Here is a 14,255-nt window from a genome sequence, read left to right on the forward strand (position 1 = left end):
CGTGAACCGTCCCTCCGGCGCGCTGTGGCGTGACTGGCTGGTGCTGTGCCTGGCGCTGCTGGCGCTGGCCGCCTGGCTGACCAGCAGCGGCGCGCTGCGCCGCCTGGATCATGTGCTGCAGGACGCCGCCGCACCCCTGCGCGCACTGCCGGCACACCAGGACATCGTGCTCGTCACCATCGACGATGCCAGCGTCCAGGCCATCGGTCGCTGGCCCTGGCGCCGCGCCCTGCACGCGCATGCCATCGACCAGTTGCATGCCCAGGGTGCCCGCGCCATTGCCCTGGATGTGCTGCTGGCCGAAGCCGATGCCGACTATCCCGCCGATGACCTGCTCCTGGCGCATGCCATCGAGCGTGCGGGCAATGTCGTGTTGCCGGTCGCGCAGCGGCCCTTGCCTGGCCTGGGCAGCGTGCCCGACCTGCCGCTCGAGCCGCTGCGCCGGGCGGCGGCGCAGTTGGGCCATGTGCAGGTGCAGGTGGACGAGGACGGCGTGACGCGCCGGCTGTTCGCCTTCGAAGGCCCGGCCGGCGGCCCCTGGCCGCACCTGAGCCGTGCCGTGCTGTGCGCCGCCGGCATGGCGCGCCCCGGCTGCCGCGGCCATGCCGGCGCGGCGCCCGGTGCCTGGGTGCGCCAGGACGCGCAGGCCATCGCCTTCGCTGACGCGCCGCGGCCCTTCCCGCAGTATTCGTATGTGGATGTGCTCAAGGGCCGGCTGCCGCCGCAGGCACTGCGCGGCAAGCTGGTGCTGGTGGGTGCCACCGCCGTCGGACTGGGCGACATGTTCGCCACGCCGCTGGCGGCGCGGGCCGGGCGCATCGCCGGTGTGCAGTTGCTGGCGCACAGCCTGAATGCCGAGTTGGCGCGGGGACACGTGCAGCCGGCCGGGCCGGCGCTGCAATGGCTATTCAGCCTGTTGCCGGTGGCTGCGGCACTGCTGGCGCTGCTGCTGCTGGGCCCGCTGGCCGGGCTGCTGGCCTGCGCCCTGCTTGCCACCGGCGTGGCGCTGGTGGCCACGCTGCTGGCGCCCGCCGGGCAGCTGGAGCTGGCTGCCGCCCCGGCACTGGCCGCCATCGCCCTGGCCTACCCGCTGTGGAGCTGGCGCCGGCTGGAGGCGGCGGCACGCTTCCTGCAGCGGCAAATGCACGAGTTGCGCCAGGACACGCCGCTGGCGCCACTGGTCCCCGCAGTCCCACGCGGCGTGCCGGGCGACCTGCTGGAGCAGCGCATCGCCGCGGTGCGCGAGGCATCGGGCCAGCTGCGCCAGCTGCATCGTTTCATCAGCGACAGCCTGCAGCACCTGCCGCTGCCCACCCTGGTGTGCAACGCCACCGGCCAGGTACTGCTGGCCAACGCGGCCGCCGGGCAGCACCTGGGGCAGCCGACGGGGCAGCTGGCCGGCCTGCCGGTGGCCCGGCTGCTGGCCGACCTGCACGACCCCGCCAGTGGCCAGCCGCTGCTGGCGCCCGACCTGGCGTGCGGAGCCCTGCCGCCACCGGAACAGGAAGGCCGCGACGGCCAGGGACGTGACCTGCTGCTGCTGTGCCAGCCACACCATGTCGCCGGCAGCGAACGCCTGCTGATCCTGACGCTGGTGGACCTGACCGCCATCCGCGCCGCGCAGCACCAGCGCGACCAGGCGCTGCATTTCATCTCCCATGACATCCGCGCACCCGCGGCGTCCATCCTGACGCTGCTGGAAATGCGGCGTTCGTTCCCCGGCAGTGTGGATGAGTCCCAGCTGCTGCAGCGCATCGAGCGCCATGCCCGCTCGTGCCTGGACCTGGCGCAGGGCTTTGTCCAGCTGGCCAGCGCACAGTTGCAGCAGCTGCAAGTCGAATCCTTCGACCTGCTGGACTGCGTGCAGGCAGCCTGCGACGACGCCTGGGAGACGGTGCAGGAACGCGGATTGCAGCTGCGGCTGGAATGCGCCCTGCCGTCCGCCCCGGTGCAGGGCGACCGGGCGCTGGTGCTGCGTGCACTGGGCAACGTGCTCGGCAATGCGCTGAAGTTCAGCCCGCCTGGTGGCCATGTGTGCTGCAGCATCCTGGCCGGCCCGGTTTGCTGGTATGTGCGCATCAGCGATGAGGGCCCCGGCGTGGCACCGCAGCGTCGCCAGCAACTGTTTCAGGCCTTCGGCCCGCATGTGCAGGCGGCGCCGGGGCTGGCCGGCACCGGCGTGGCGGGCGCAGGCCTGGGGCTGGCCTTCGTCGACGCCGTGATGCGCCGCCATGGCGGCAGCGTGCGGCTGCTGGACCAGCCAGGGACGGGGGCGTGTTTCGAGCTGTGCCTGCCAGCACTGCCTCGACCCGCGGCCGGCTGAAGGCAGGCTCCAAAAAAGCGCGCCGGCCTGACAGGTCATCAGGCCGGCGCGCGCCAGGGTGCGCATGGGCCCCGAAGGGCCTGGCATTCCGCTTACTTGGACTGGTCCTTGGTGCCACCCGTGCTGGTGCTGGTGCCCTTGGACGAAGTACTGCCGGTGCTGTTGTGCGTGTTGCTGTCCGAGTGGCTGCCTTGCGTGGTGCTGCTCTGACCGCTGGACGTCACGTTGCCGGTGTTGTTGTCGCTGCGCGAGCGGGTGCTGCGCCAGTTGGAGAAGTCGTCCGAGAACTTGCGATAACGCTCACCGCGCCAGCTCTCATAGTCGTTGTCCAGGTTGCGCATCTGCTCGTCGCGCCACTGCTGGTAGTCCGGGTCGTCATGGTGGCGCGAACGCTGCAAGCCGTAGCTACCCTGGCCCTGGCGACCGGAATCGCCGCTGCCCCAGGTATCGCGCTGGTACTGGCCCTGGCCAGTGTAGCCGCCATGCTGGCCATAGCCGCCCTGGTTGTAGTGGTCAGGGTTGTATTGGTTGCCCATGTGCGCGCCCTGGCCGGAATAGTGGCTCTGCTGCTGGCCCATGCCACCTTGGTTGCCGTAGCCGCCTTGGTTGCCATAGCCACTCTGGTTGCCGTAGCCACCCTGGCTGCCGTAGCCACCTTGGTTGCCGTAGCCGCTGTAGCCGCCCTGTCCACCATAGTGGCCCTGGTTGCCATACTGGCCCTGCTGCCCCATGCCGCCTTGCTGGTGGCCCCAGCCGCCCTGGTTGCCATAGCCGCCATATTGGCCGCCGTACTGCCCGCTGCCGGACTGCTGCTGGTTCCAGCTGCCCTGATGACGCCCGCCTTGGTTGTAGTCGCGGTCTTGGTTGCGGCCACCGCCATAGGAGTAGCTGTCGGTGTTCTGGTACTGCTGCTGGCGGCCACGATCAGAGGAAGAGGCCTGGTTGCGCGAGTCGTCGTAGTCACGCATCGATCCATCGCGCGAGGAGCCGTAGCGGTTCTCGTCGCGGTCCTGGCGCTGCTGGTTGTGCTGTTGGTTGTGGTCGTCGTCACGATATGCCATTGCGATCTCCATGAGAGGTTTCTGAACAATTGGCGCGTGGAGCGAATTCCCCATGCGTGGGACACATAGTCAAATGGGCATTGGGGAAACCCTGTAGGCATGGACCGACATGGCCGTCATCTCTAGCCCTTGATGGTCGGCCAGCCAAAAACCTGCGCCACATCTGCCATGCACCAATCCACAAGCCAATGAAGGTCCACTCCTACGACTGGACGGGATGAGGGTTTTCCATCGGCAAAAGCCATTTCGCCACAATGAAATAGCACTCCCGGCCATGTGCATCAAATTCTGCAAAAAATCAAGCACAAGGCAATATTTGTATCCATTTTCTTTATTGCCCACCCATTCGCCACTTCCTGGCGCCATTTCATGGATGGGCCACCCGTGCAACAGGAATAGGCCATGACCTTCCCCCAATCGACCAATCTGCCCCAGCAACCGCAGCTTCCTCCCGGAGAGGGCACACCGCCGGCTGCACCCGTTCCACCCGCGCGCGCGCCCACGCATCCAGATGAGATCCAGCCGTCTTACCCGGCCATCACCGAGGGCGTTCCAGCCGCCCCGCAGCCCAACACCAACCGCCTTGATTGACGATCGGAGCCACGCATGATTGCCGTTCAAAATTCCCGCCCCTGGGCGAAAACCGTGATGAAAGCCCAGGACTTCACGCATGACTGGGACCAGTATGTGACCATCAAGGTCAAGAGCATGCGCGCCATGGCCCTGTCCGGCCTGCACACCTTCGAGGATGAGCACTACAGCGTGGCCCAGGCCACCGGCTTTATCGAGTTGCTGGGTACGCGCGCCGGTACACTGCACACGGCGTTGAAGATCGGCTTTTCGCTGGCGCGCGAGCTACCCCCGCCCACCTTTGCGCTGTACGACACCCTGGCACTGGGCACGTTGACCCTGCCCGCCGACTGCTTCAGCGCGATGCTGCAGTTCGCCAATTGCCCGACGGCGCACTTCCGCATCGGTGGCGACGGCAGCGCCAACGCCCTGGCGACCGAGGCGCCCCTGCTGCAGCACGGCCTGCCACACAAGGAGCAGCACTGACGCCGTGCCTGGCCAGATACGTGACAACGCCCGCGCGATGCGGGCGTTTTTTTGCTCAGGCGGCGCCGCTGGACTGGCTTTTATCGTCCACCGCCGCCAGCACCTCAGCGGTGGGTACCAGCACCAGATGGTCGTTGCTGATGGTGGGAATGAAGCCCAACTGGCCGCGGATCTTGTAGAACGGGGTGGAAAATTTCTCCAGGATCGCGGCCGTGACCTTGTCAAAGAATGCATGCGGCACCTTGTCCGAAATGCTTCCGCTTTCCAGCTGGTTCCAGCGCACACGCCACTTGCCCTGCACTCGCTGCACGCCGATGCGGGCGTGTTCCTCCAGGCAGTGCGCGTGCTCCTTGATGAACAGCGTCAGGCCGAAATAGATGAAGCCGTCGTCGCCCACCTGCAGCCTGGGCGACAGCGTGGTGCCCTCGTCGGCCAGCCGCTCCAGCCGCTCGTCAATCTTGTGGAATTCGACATCGGTGGATTTGGCCCCTAGGTAGGAAATGAATTCGACGCGCAGCCGCTCGGCAAATACCCGGCAATCCTCCTTGTAATCCTCGAAGCTGCGGCACCAGTCGAGTGCCTTGCTGCGGATGTTTTCAAAGGGCGTCATGAACTTCTTTTCCGAAAAGGGCATTGTTCTTCTCCTGCAAAACCATATTCCAATGCAATACCGCCAACCACAGTGCGATGCTCAAAAGGCCTGAACATTTCTATTGCAATTCATACATCCGATAACAGTCAAAGCTTGCAAAGCATGAATTTTTCGGCGATGGAAAAGCCATAGCTGGCGAACCTGTCCCACGGCATTTCAATATCTGCGGGAAGGATTTCAAGGGGCCGGCGCCGCCCGGTCCAGTAGTGCATGTCCGACAGCCCGGCCATGGGGTCGATGCTCGAATGCCGGCATGACCCACGCTGGAGTTTGACCATGATGGACACCTACCAACGCAGCAACGACAAGCCGCTCAAGCCCCGGGCACTGAAGCGCATGCGCCAGCAGGAAGCCATGCTCGACAGCGCCAAGCGTCCGCGCTACTTCCCGCAGCCCGAGCCGCCACTGTGGAAGCCCCTGGGCTGATGGTGTCCTGATTCTCCGCGCTCCAGCGGCGCCCTGCAGGGGCGCCGTTTCTTTCATTCGACACTTGTGAGGAAGTTATGCCGCAGCAGAAATCCAGTTCCGACACCCGCGCAGCTGAGGCTGCCGCCCGGGAGCAACAGGGCATCCAGCAACAGCAGGACGCCCACGATGCCGCCAGCAGCAAGAAAGCCGCCGGCAAGCAGAAAAAAAAGGAGCAAGAGAGCAAGCCGGCACCAGGGCCGGGTCGTGATGAACCCTCGAATCCACTGCCCAGCCAGCACCTCGACAAGCCTGGCGTGCAACAGGACATGGAGCTGCAGCCGCGCTTCCAGGCCCCGCACTACCAGGGCAGCGGCAAGCTCAAGGGCATGAAGGCGCTGATCACCGGTGGTGATTCGGGCATCGGCCGCGCAGTGGCCGTGCTGTTCGCACGCGAGGGTGCGGACGTGGCGATCGTCTATCTCAACGAACACGAGGATGCCAAGGAAACCTGCCGCCTGATCGAGGCCGAAGGCGGGCGCAGCCTGGCAATTGCCGGCGATGTGAAGGACGCGAAGTTCTGTGCCCGCGCCGTCAAGGACACGGTAGGGAAATTCGGCGGCCTCAACCTGCTGGTGAACAACGCCGCCTTCCAGGAGCATGCCAAGGCGCTGGAGGATCTCACGGAAGAGCGCCTGGACGAAACCTTCCGCACCAACATCTTTGGCTACTTCCATATGGCGCAGGCCGCTCTGCCGCACCTGCAGCGCGGCGATGCCATCGTCAACACCGGCTCGGTTACCGGCCTGCGCGGCAGCAAGCACCTGCTGGACTATTCCGCCACCAAGGGCGCCATCCATGCCTTTACCAAGGCACTGGCGGAAAACCTGGTCGACAAGGGAATCCGCGTGAACGCCGTGGCGCCCGGGCCAGTGTGGACCCCGCTGAACCCGGCCGACAAGCCCGCCGATGAAATCCCGCAATTCGGCGCCGATACACAGATGGGCCGACCGGCACAGCCCGAGGAAATCGCCCCGGCCTATGTCTTCCTGGCCGCACCCAGTTGCTCGAGCTATATCACCGGCATCGTCCTGCCCATCACCGGCAATGCCGGCGATGGTGCCTGACAGCGCTTGCAGGTTTTCTGGCTGCCCCTGCTGCGCCCATGAAAAAACCGAAGGCTGTCACCAGCCTTCGGTTTTGACGCTCAAGACTCAATCGCTTCAGCGATCGTTCTTGTGGCTCTGTGCACCGGCCCGCGCGTGCTGCTCGCTGGAGCCGCCACGGTTATTGCCGGAATTGGAGTTGTTGGAATTGCTGCCGCTGTTGCTCGTATTGTTGCCAGACGAGCCACGGTTGTTGTTGGACGTGCTGGAGCTGGAGCTCTGGTTGGACGAGGAAGATCCTTGGCCGCCATGGCTCTTGGAGCCGGCTTCGCGGGCTTCCTGCGAGTTGAACTCGTGGGCATTGCCCGATGCATGGGCTGCACGCCCGCCTTCGGCAGCGATTTCGCGCTGGCGATCCGGGTCCATGGACGCGAAACCGCGTCCGCCGCCCGATTGATTGCCGTTGCTGTCGTGGCTGCCTTGCTTGCCATGGCTCTGGTCGCCACCTTGGTTGCCTTGGTGGTTACCGCCTTGATTGCTCTGGTTGTTGCTGCTTTGGCCGCGCTGGTTGTTGCTGCCCTGGCTGCGCTGGTCATCGTTGTTATTGGTGTACTGATTATGGCCCTGAGGGTTGTTGTTCGGCATTGCGATTCTCCTGTTGATATCCAAACAAAGATTCAAGCAAGCTGGCGAATTCCAACGTGCGGACTTGAATTTGCGCCGCAGGTCCGGGCCACCTCGTCAGCGCGTTCCGACATGGCGGTAGGCATCACCCCCATGCAGGTAACAGGATGGCGCAATGGGTTGCCAAGCCTGTCAAGCACCCTGCGCGTCATCCCGCCTCGCGCCGCGGGATCAGCAGAGAAAATGAACCGAAATGGCCACCAGCCCTTGTTGCGCATGGGCCGCAAGCTATCTTTTGAATAGCAAAAAAGAAAGGCAAAGACAAAGAAAAACGCCCGACAGCCTTTGCGGGCTGCCGGGCGTGATCCGTTGGCGGAGAGGGTGTCCGCTAAATTCGATTCCAAGGACGTGCGAAAAAGTCCCGTAACGTCTTGATTTCCATTGCATAATCCGACCGCCACCTGTCCAACATCATCCAAGGACAGCCGACCGCATCCCACATCCTTTGTGGGACTTTTGTGGGCCGGGTAGCGCGTGGCGGAGTATGGATTTATGCCCAAAATTGCCAAGCAACTTTCCGAACGAGCAGTGGCCGCCATCCGCACCGATGGCCGCCATGCAGTCGGAGGCGTGCCCGGCCTTCACCTTCGCGTCAAGGGCGCGGCGCGCGGCTGGGTGCTGCGCATCAAGGTGGGCGAAGCGCGGCGCGATATGGGCCTGGGCAGCTATCCCGCCGTGGGCCTGGCTGAAGCCCGCGACAAGGCCCGCGCCGTTCACGATTCCCTGCGCCGTGGCGAAGTACCTGCTACTCCAGCAGCAACCCACCAAGCCACCATCGCAGTGGCTGCCATGTCGTTTGAGCAGTGCGCCCGCGCCTTCATGCGCGACAAGGCCAGCGAGTGGAAGAACTTCAAGCATCGCCAGCAGTGGGAGAACACGCTGGCGCAGTACGCCTTCCCCCTGATCGGCGCCATGCCGGTGGCTGCAATCGACCTGCCGCACGTCCTTGCCTGCCTGGAACCTATCTGGCGCGACAAGACCGAGACCGCCTCACGCCTGCGCGGCAGGATCGAGACCGTGCTGGACTGGGCAACCGTGCGCAAGTACCGCCAGGGTGAGAACCCGGCGCGCTGGAAAGGCCACCTGGACAAGCTGCTGCCCGCGCCCACGAAGGTGGCCAAGACCGTTCATCACCGCGCCCTGCCCATTGACGCCATGCCGACGTTCATGCGGGCGCTGCACAAGCGACACGGCATATCCGCCCGCGCGCTGGAGTTCGTGATCTACACCGCCGCCCGCTCAGGCGAGGTGCGCGGCGCGAGCTGGAATGAAATCGACCTGAAGGCGGGACTGTGGACTGTGCCGGCTGATCGCATGAAGGCAGGCAAGGAACACCGTGTTCCCCTGTCCGCCGCCGCCATGAAGCTGCTCAAGAAAGCGCCGCGTCTGGAAGGGTGCGAGCTGATCTTCCCTGGCACCAAGGGCCAGCCGCTATCCGATATGAGCCTGGCCGCTGTCCTGCGGCGCATGGACGTGGACGCGGTGCCCCATGGTTTCCGAAGCACGTTCCGGGACTGGGCAGGCGACCGCAGCCACTACCCGCGCGAGCTGATCGAGGCCGCGCTGGCGCATACGCTCGAAAGCAAAGTGGAGGCCGCCTATCGGCGCGGCGATGCGCTGGAGAAGCGGCGCGAGCTTATGGAAGCGTGGGCGCAGTTTTGCGCAAGGGGCGAAGGAGCATGAAGCAGAAAAACTACCTGCTGGGCGGCTGGGTTGATGAGAGCGTGCCCCGCGAGGAAATCCGGATCTTGGTGCAGCCGCTGAACATCGATGCCGACGAGTTCTGCGAGTGGTTGGCAGTGCAGGTTGGCCGCTACCGCTCCTGGACGGAAATGCGCGAGCAAACACCGACGCGCAACGAGCAAATTGCAGTCTTGCGCGACTACCAAAAGACGCTGGCGAAGACCATCAGCTTCCTAACACCCGGCGGTTTACCTCCTCATGCTGAGGCTGAGATGGTCGGCGAGTGGTGGAACTTTACGAAATCGAGCCTGCACGACCTTGAGCACACGGCAGCCGACACCCTGCGCAAGCTGATGGTTACGGCTGAAATTGTGGAGCGGAAACTGGGCGCTCAGAAGCAACAGCGAGGGCAGAAAGCAGACCCGCGCAAAGCCGAACTGCTAGCCAACGTGAGCAACTGGCTTTCACAAAAAGGCGTGGCACCAGCCAGAGCCCGCGCAACGACAGCACGGGTTATGACCTTGTGCGGCGTTGAAGGGGTGCCCGACACCAAGACCACACTACGCCGCGCCGCCCGACGTGGCACCCAATTGCAAGGAAATTGATATGCAATGCGATGCCGAGATTGTCCAAGCACGCGATGACATGGTCGTTATAGTTCCATCACCTTTTTGGATGTAGAGAAGTCCAATAAGGCGAACCCCCCAAGGCAGGTGAGAGCGCCAAGGGGGGTTCTAGTGCATCGGAGACCGATGCGGATGCTTAGATTTCAGGCCAAGCGTCCCATCGTACCGCAAGCGGTATAGACCATGTGACTGGGTTTACTTCCAGGGTGGCCGATCCGTTTGCTGGCTCCGGTGCTTTCCTCGACCCTTGAAGAAAGTCACCGATGACCCCTACATCCTCACCAACCGACGAAACCCTCCTGCGCCTGCCGCAAGTGCTGGCGCGCTTTCCTGTGAGCCGTAGCGGCTGGTACCAAGGCATCAAGGCCGGCAAGTACCCGCAGCCCGTCCGCATCGGAGAGCGTGCTGTCGCCTGGAAGGCCAGCGACATCCGCCGCCTCGTTCAAACCACGAACGCCTAAGGGGGCCGCCATGACCAAGAAGAATGCCGTCAAGGCAGGCGGAGCTGTACCCGCCCTGTTCGGTATCGACGCCGCCAAAGTGCTGGCCATGCAGTCCCTGCACCTGGTCAGGCACTCGCTGGCTGGCCTGGACAACACGCTCCAAAACGCTGCCTGTAACGGGCTTCCCTGGAACGACGAAGAAGTCGAACTCGATTCCATAAGCGAGCTGGCGCAGGAGGAAGTGGATCGGCTGCTGCTGGCCGGCGCCGACAACCTGGACGCCCTCGAAGCACGCTGGTGGCGTCTGGCCGCCGTGCTGAACCAAGCAGTGCGCAGCTACCCCCACAAAGACACCACGCACTTTCGTTTTCTGCGCGGCGCGGCGGATGAGTTCAACAGCCTGCCGAACGTCTGGAATTTCGTGGCCGAGAAGGGCAGCTATGGCGCACCGACGACCCATCAGCAGGAAGGAGGTGCAGCATGAGCGCCACCACCAAGCGCAAGGGACGCGGCAAGTCCCAAGCCAGTCTCGACTTAATCGAGGCCAGCCACCAAATACTCGCTGAAATCCAGCCGGCGAGCATCCGAGCTATCTGCTATCGCTTGTTCGTCAAGGGCCTGCTGGTCAGCATGGCAAAGACAGAAACCAACAAGGTCAGCAGGCAACTGGTGTACGCCCGCGAGCAAGGGATCATTCCGTGGGAATGGATCGTTGACGAAACCCGCGAGCTGGAACGCGCCGGCACCTGGAACAACCCCGAGCAGATCATCAGCGCCGCCGTTCGCTCCTACCGGCGCGACTACTGGCAAGACCAGTCGGCGCATGTCGAGGTCTGGTCGGAGAAAGGCACGGTGCGCGGCACGGTGGCACCCGTGCTGCAGGAGTACGGCGTCAACTTTCGAGCCATGCACGGCTTCAGCAGCGCGACCGTGGTCAACGCCATTGCCGAGGAATCGGCAGCCAGCGCCAAGCCCTGGATCATTTTCTACATCGGCGACTTCGACCCATCGGGCATGTATATGTCCGACATTGACTTGCCCCGGCGCCTGACGCGCTACGGCGGCAAGGTCACCATGCGCCGCATCGCGCTGCTGCGAAGCGATACCGGATCGCTCCCCAGCTTCGACGCGGAGACCAAGGTCAAGGACAAGCGCCATGCCTGGTACTGCGAGCGCTTCGGGCAACGCTGCTGGGAACTGGACGCCATGCCGCCGCCGCTGCTGCGCCAGCGCGTGGAGGAAGAAATCCGCCGCTGCATCGATATGGAGCGCTGGGAGCGCGCTGTCGAAGTAGAGCGTGCCGAGACCGATTCCATGCGCTCGTTCATGGCGACGTGGCAGAGCAATTTGAGGCTGGCCACGAATAGCGCGGGAGGTGCAGCATGATTGTCTGGAATCACTTTCCTCAAGGCGAGCACCGCACCCAGTGCCCCATCTGCCAGCGCCGTGACAAGTCCCTGGGCGTGTCGGTTTTCTCGCATGAAAGCGCCGTGGCACATTGCTTTCGCTGCGGCTACGTCGAAACCCGGCGCCCGCAGCGCGAGCTGACACCCGCAGAGCGCGAAGCCTACAAGCGCCGCATGGACGCCATGCGCCAGCAGCACGATGCCGAGCAGCGCGAGCGCCAGGCCGCAGCCGCCAGCATTGCCGCCGTTCGCTGGGCTGCAGCAAAACCCGTGCAGGCGCACCCCTACCTTGAGCGCAAGGCCGTCATGGCCCATGGGCTGCGCCTTGAGGGCGACATGCTGCTGATCCCGCTGCGCGACAGCGCCGGCACGCTGATGAGCCTGCAGACCATCGCCGCAGACGGCACCAAGCGCTTTGTACCCGGTGGCCGCACAAGGGGTTGCTATCACGCGATTGGCCGGCCTGCAGGCCGCCTCGTTGTGGCTGAGGGCTACGCAACCGGCGCCACCATCCATGAAGACACCGGCCAGGCCGTGGCCGTCGCCTTCAACGCCGGCAACTTGTTGCCGGTGGCTCAGGCGCTGCGCGGCAAGTACCCCGGCATGGAGCTGGTGATCGCTGCTGATGACGATTGGCAGACCGATGGCAACCCCGGCCTGACTGCCGCGCGCAAAGCCGCTCAGGAAGTGGGCGCGCTGCTGGCCGTCCCCGACTTCGCCGGCCTGGATCGCGGCCCGAAGGACTCTGACTTCAACGACCTGCGCCGCCTGGCTCAGAAGGAGGCCGCAGTATGAGCCGCGTAGCACAAGCGTTCGAGCAGGCCGAGCCTGTAGAGCGTACCGCCCTGCGCCACATCGTGCTGGCCAGCGGCGCTGACTTGCAGCCGACACCTGTTTGCTGGCTGTGGCCGGGCTGGCTGGCGCTGGGCAAGCTGCACATCCTGGCCGGCGCACCCGGCCAGGGCAAGACCACCATCGCGCTGGGCATGGCGGCAACGGTCACCATCGGCGGGCGCTGGCCGGACGGCAACCGCTGCGACAAGGGCAGTATCCTGGTCTGGTCAGGCGAGGACGACCCTGCCGACACCCTGCTGCCGCGCCTGCTGGCCGCTGGTGCTGACCGCACGCGCTGCCACTTCATCGAGGGCACGCGCGGCGAGGATGGCGCGCTGCTGCCGTTCGACCCGGCCACCGACCTACATCTGTTGCGCCAGGCCATCGAGCGCATCGGCGATGTGCGCCTACTCGTTGTTGACCCCGTGGTCAGTGCTGTGACTGGAGACAGCCACAAGAACACCGAAGTGCGCCGCGCCATGCAACCGCTCGTTGACCTGGCCAGCGCCTGCCAGTGCGCCGTGCTGGGCATCACGCACTTTGCCAAGGGAGGTCAAGGCAGCGACCCGGCGCAGCGCGTGGTCGGCAGCGTGGCTTTCACCGCCGTGGCGCGCGTGGTGCTGGTGGCCGCCAAGGTCAAAGGCGAGGAAGGCGAAGACACGCGCATCCTGGCGCGCAGCAAGTCCAACATCGGCCCGGACGGAGGCGGGTTTGAGTACCACTTGGAGCAGTGCGAGCCGCTGCCCGAAATTCAGGCATCGCGCATCGCCTGGGGCAAGTCGGTGGAGGGCACGGCGCGCGAGCTGCTGACCGATCCAGAAGACGAAGGTGACGACCTGGGCAAGGACGCCGCATCGTTTCTGCGCTCGTTGTTGGAGGTTGGCCCAATGTCGGCCAAGGACGTTTTCAAAGACGCCGATGGCGCTGGATATTCCCGCGACCAGATCAAGCGCGCGTCCCAAAAAATCGGCGTGGACAAGCGCAAGGACGGCATGGGAGGCGGCTGGATGTGGGCGCTCCAATCGCCAGAAGGGAGCACGAAGGGAGCGAAGAGCGCACGTTTTGAAAACACGCTCCCTTCGCTCCCTTCGGCGCTCCCTTCGGCGTTTGGGCAGCAGTCGGACGCTGAAGATTCCGCCGAAGGTTCCCAAGATTCCTATTTTGGAAACGGGGAATCTTCGGAATCTTCGGGCGTTTTGGAATCTTCGGCGCAGGAGGTTCTATGACCCCGGACGCCCTGCTGCGCGACCTGCTGCAAGCCGGAATCGAACCTGGCCTAACCCCCGACGGGGAGAACATCACCGTGCCCGCCGGGCGCCTGACCGACACCCAGCGCGCCGCCATCCGGCAGTTCAAGCGCGAGCTGATCGAGCGTCTGCAGGAATCGGCCCGCCTCACCACCGAGCTGCTGGCCGCTTCAATGCGCGCCTGCGACCACTGGGGAGACAGCGCCGAGGCACGCGAGCAAATGCGCCAGGACGTGCTGGCCACACCCCACCACCTGCGCGCCGACCTGCTGGAACACCTGCAGCGCGAGTATGGGAGGCCGCGCCATGCAGATTGAGCTGTCCCGAGCCGAGCGTGTGCAACTACTGCGCGAGCTGTCCGGCCACCTGCAGGCCGATCGGCACCCCGGCGCGGCATGGCTGGGCGCTGCCATCGGCAGGTGGCTGCACCATGGCGGCAACCTGCCCGAGCTGCTGGGTGTTCGCGCCCCGCGCGGATCGAAAAACACGGCCCAAGCCATTACCCGGCGCGCGGAGGTGGACGCGCTGCTGCGCCGCCTGGCGCTGGCGTGCGGCGCTGAGCAGGCATCGCGCGTGCTGCGCGGCATCGCACCGTGTCCTGTCGAGCTGCAGGCCGCTGTCGAGCGCCTGCGCGAACTGGGAGCGCCGTCATCACCTGCCGCGTTCTGGCGCGCATCAAGGCGGGTTGCACGTCATATGCGCTGAGCCGCAAGAAGCGTTGCGATTGAC

Annotated in this window: 18 protein-coding genes; 14 read left to right on the forward strand and 4 right to left on the reverse strand. The window is 64.8% G+C overall.

Going from position 1 to position 14,255, the window contains the following annotated elements; all coding sequences use genetic code 11:
• Position 1 precedes the first annotated feature (1 nt).
• The gene (locus BLQ61_RS06795; RefSeq protein ID WP_245703884.1) at positions 2-2,323 is read left to right on the forward strand and encodes a CHASE2 domain-containing protein; all 2,322 of its coding nucleotides are present in this window, start codon (positions 2-4) and stop codon (positions 2,321-2,323) included.
• 92 nt (positions 2,324-2,415) lie between these two features.
• Here the strand turns inward: BLQ61_RS06795 and BLQ61_RS17335 are convergent, their stop codons facing one another.
• Complete coding sequence (locus BLQ61_RS17335; protein ID WP_175488232.1) at positions 2,416-3,384, reverse strand: hypothetical protein; 969 nt, start codon at positions 3,382-3,384, stop codon at positions 2,416-2,418.
• Positions 3,385-3,786: 402 nt separating this feature from the next.
• On the opposite strand from BLQ61_RS17335, the gene BLQ61_RS17190 reads away from it, so the two are divergent.
• The gene (locus BLQ61_RS17190; RefSeq protein ID WP_139182720.1) at positions 3,787-3,975 is read left to right on the forward strand and encodes a hypothetical protein; all 189 of its coding nucleotides are present in this window, start codon (positions 3,787-3,789) and stop codon (positions 3,973-3,975) included.
• A gap of 57 nt (positions 3,976-4,032) precedes the next feature.
• Complete coding sequence (locus BLQ61_RS06805) at positions 4,033-4,440, forward strand: hypothetical protein (protein ID WP_245703885.1); 408 nt, start codon at positions 4,033-4,035, stop codon at positions 4,438-4,440.
• A gap of 55 nt (positions 4,441-4,495) precedes the next feature.
• On the opposite strand, the gene BLQ61_RS06810 is transcribed toward BLQ61_RS06805, so the two are convergent.
• Both BLQ61_RS06810 and BLQ61_RS17340 read right to left on the reverse strand, forming a co-directional pair.
• On the reverse strand, positions 4,496-5,050 hold the full coding sequence (locus BLQ61_RS06810) for a hypothetical protein (protein WP_139182721.1): 555 nt from the start codon (positions 5,048-5,050) through the stop codon (positions 4,496-4,498).
• Between the two features lie 128 nt (positions 5,051-5,178).
• The gene (locus BLQ61_RS17340; RefSeq protein ID WP_175488233.1) at positions 5,179-5,322 is read right to left on the reverse strand and encodes a hypothetical protein; all 144 of its coding nucleotides are present in this window, start codon (positions 5,320-5,322) and stop codon (positions 5,179-5,181) included.
• A 46-nt stretch (positions 5,323-5,368) separates the two neighbouring features.
• Between BLQ61_RS17340 and BLQ61_RS17345 the strand changes: the two genes are divergently transcribed.
• The gene (locus BLQ61_RS17345) at positions 5,369-5,518 is read left to right on the forward strand and encodes a hypothetical protein (RefSeq protein WP_175488234.1); all 150 of its coding nucleotides are present in this window, start codon (positions 5,369-5,371) and stop codon (positions 5,516-5,518) included.
• A gap of 77 nt (positions 5,519-5,595) precedes the next feature.
• Positions 5,596-6,624, forward strand: a complete 1,029-nt coding sequence (locus BLQ61_RS06820; RefSeq protein ID WP_091568197.1) for an SDR family oxidoreductase — start codon at positions 5,596-5,598, stop codon at positions 6,622-6,624.
• Positions 6,625-6,720: 96 nt separating this feature from the next.
• Here BLQ61_RS06820 and BLQ61_RS06825 read toward each other — a convergent pair whose 3' ends face one another.
• Positions 6,721-7,248 (reverse strand): KGG domain-containing protein, encoded by a 528-nt coding sequence (locus BLQ61_RS06825; RefSeq protein ID WP_091568200.1) that lies wholly within the window; start codon positions 7,246-7,248, stop codon positions 6,721-6,723.
• Positions 7,249-7,779: 531 nt separating this feature from the next.
• Here BLQ61_RS06825 and BLQ61_RS06830 point away from each other — a divergent pair.
• The 9 genes from BLQ61_RS06830 (at position 7,780) to BLQ61_RS06870 (ending at position 14,231) form a co-directional block, all read left to right on the forward strand.
• Positions 7,780-8,970 (forward strand): tyrosine-type recombinase/integrase, encoded by a 1,191-nt coding sequence (locus BLQ61_RS06830; RefSeq protein ID WP_091568202.1) that lies wholly within the window; start codon positions 7,780-7,782, stop codon positions 8,968-8,970.
• Positions 8,967-9,575 carry a hypothetical protein gene (locus tag BLQ61_RS06835; RefSeq protein ID WP_091568205.1) on the forward strand — a complete coding sequence of 203 codons (609 nt, stop codon included), beginning with the start codon at positions 8,967-8,969 and terminating at the stop codon, positions 9,573-9,575. Before BLQ61_RS06830 ends, BLQ61_RS06835 begins: the two co-directional genes overlap by 4 nt.
• 284 nt (positions 9,576-9,859) lie before the next feature.
• A complete protein-coding gene (locus BLQ61_RS06840; protein WP_091568208.1) occupies positions 9,860-10,057 on the forward strand; it encodes a helix-turn-helix transcriptional regulator in 198 nt (65 codons plus the stop codon).
• 10 nt (positions 10,058-10,067) lie between these two features.
• Complete coding sequence (locus BLQ61_RS06845) at positions 10,068-10,523, forward strand: hypothetical protein (protein ID WP_091568211.1); 456 nt, start codon at positions 10,068-10,070, stop codon at positions 10,521-10,523.
• Positions 10,520-11,425: a hypothetical protein gene (locus BLQ61_RS06850; RefSeq protein WP_091568214.1), complete on the forward strand. Its 906-nt coding sequence runs from the start codon at positions 10,520-10,522 to the stop codon at positions 11,423-11,425. Before BLQ61_RS06845 ends, BLQ61_RS06850 begins: the two co-directional genes overlap by 4 nt.
• Complete coding sequence (locus BLQ61_RS06855) at positions 11,422-12,240, forward strand: toprim domain-containing protein (RefSeq protein ID WP_091568216.1); 819 nt, start codon at positions 11,422-11,424, stop codon at positions 12,238-12,240. Before BLQ61_RS06850 ends, BLQ61_RS06855 begins: the two co-directional genes overlap by 4 nt.
• Positions 12,237-13,505: an AAA family ATPase gene (locus BLQ61_RS06860; RefSeq protein WP_091568219.1), complete on the forward strand. Its 1,269-nt coding sequence runs from the start codon at positions 12,237-12,239 to the stop codon at positions 13,503-13,505. The genes BLQ61_RS06855 and BLQ61_RS06860 overlap by 4 nt, the downstream gene beginning before the upstream one ends.
• Positions 13,502-13,843, forward strand: coding sequence for a hypothetical protein (locus BLQ61_RS06865; protein WP_091568220.1), 342 nt, complete (start codon positions 13,502-13,504; stop codon positions 13,841-13,843). Before BLQ61_RS06860 ends, BLQ61_RS06865 begins: the two co-directional genes overlap by 4 nt.
• Positions 13,833-14,231: a hypothetical protein gene (locus BLQ61_RS06870; protein ID WP_139182722.1), complete on the forward strand. Its 399-nt coding sequence runs from the start codon at positions 13,833-13,835 to the stop codon at positions 14,229-14,231. Before BLQ61_RS06865 ends, BLQ61_RS06870 begins: the two co-directional genes overlap by 11 nt.
• Positions 14,232-14,255 lie beyond the last annotated feature (24 nt).

The sequence above is a fragment of the Oryzisolibacter propanilivorax genome (assembly GCF_900103645.1).
Classification (GTDB): Bacteria; Pseudomonadota; Gammaproteobacteria; order Burkholderiales; family Burkholderiaceae_C; genus Melaminivora; species Melaminivora propanilivorax.

Bases quoted from the DNA above. Each gene is read 5' to 3' on its own strand.
- BLQ61_RS17335 (WP_175488232.1), bottom strand. From the start codon at position 3,384: ATGGCATATCGTGACGACGACCACAACCAACAGCACAACCAGCAGCGC.
- BLQ61_RS17190 (WP_139182720.1), top strand. From the start codon at position 3,787: ATGACCTTCCCCCAATCGACCAATCTGCCCCAGCAACCGCAGCTTCCT.
- BLQ61_RS06805 (WP_245703885.1), top strand. From the start codon at position 4,033: ATGAAAGCCCAGGACTTCACGCATGACTGGGACCAGTATGTGACCATC.
- BLQ61_RS06810 (WP_139182721.1), bottom strand. From the start codon at position 5,050: ATGACGCCCTTTGAAAACATCCGCAGCAAGGCACTCGACTGGTGCCGC.
- BLQ61_RS17340 (WP_175488233.1), bottom strand. From the start codon at position 5,322: ATGGCCGGGCTGTCGGACATGCACTACTGGACCGGGCGGCGCCGGCCC.
- BLQ61_RS17345 (WP_175488234.1), top strand. From the start codon at position 5,369: ATGATGGACACCTACCAACGCAGCAACGACAAGCCGCTCAAGCCCCGG.
- BLQ61_RS06820 (WP_091568197.1), top strand. From the start codon at position 5,596: ATGCCGCAGCAGAAATCCAGTTCCGACACCCGCGCAGCTGAGGCTGCC.
- BLQ61_RS06825 (WP_091568200.1), bottom strand. From the start codon at position 7,248: ATGCCGAACAACAACCCTCAGGGCCATAATCAGTACACCAATAACAAC.
- BLQ61_RS06830 (WP_091568202.1), top strand. From the start codon at position 7,780: ATGCCCAAAATTGCCAAGCAACTTTCCGAACGAGCAGTGGCCGCCATC.
- BLQ61_RS06835 (WP_091568205.1), top strand. From the start codon at position 8,967: ATGAAGCAGAAAAACTACCTGCTGGGCGGCTGGGTTGATGAGAGCGTG.
- BLQ61_RS06840 (WP_091568208.1), top strand. From the start codon at position 9,860: ATGACCCCTACATCCTCACCAACCGACGAAACCCTCCTGCGCCTGCCG.
- BLQ61_RS06845 (WP_091568211.1), top strand. From the start codon at position 10,068: ATGACCAAGAAGAATGCCGTCAAGGCAGGCGGAGCTGTACCCGCCCTG.
- BLQ61_RS06850 (WP_091568214.1), top strand. From the start codon at position 10,520: ATGAGCGCCACCACCAAGCGCAAGGGACGCGGCAAGTCCCAAGCCAGT.
- BLQ61_RS06855 (WP_091568216.1), top strand. From the start codon at position 11,422: ATGATTGTCTGGAATCACTTTCCTCAAGGCGAGCACCGCACCCAGTGC.
- BLQ61_RS06860 (WP_091568219.1), top strand. From the start codon at position 12,237: ATGAGCCGCGTAGCACAAGCGTTCGAGCAGGCCGAGCCTGTAGAGCGT.
- BLQ61_RS06865 (WP_091568220.1), top strand. From the start codon at position 13,502: ATGACCCCGGACGCCCTGCTGCGCGACCTGCTGCAAGCCGGAATCGAA.
- BLQ61_RS06870 (WP_139182722.1), top strand. From the start codon at position 13,833: ATGCAGATTGAGCTGTCCCGAGCCGAGCGTGTGCAACTACTGCGCGAG.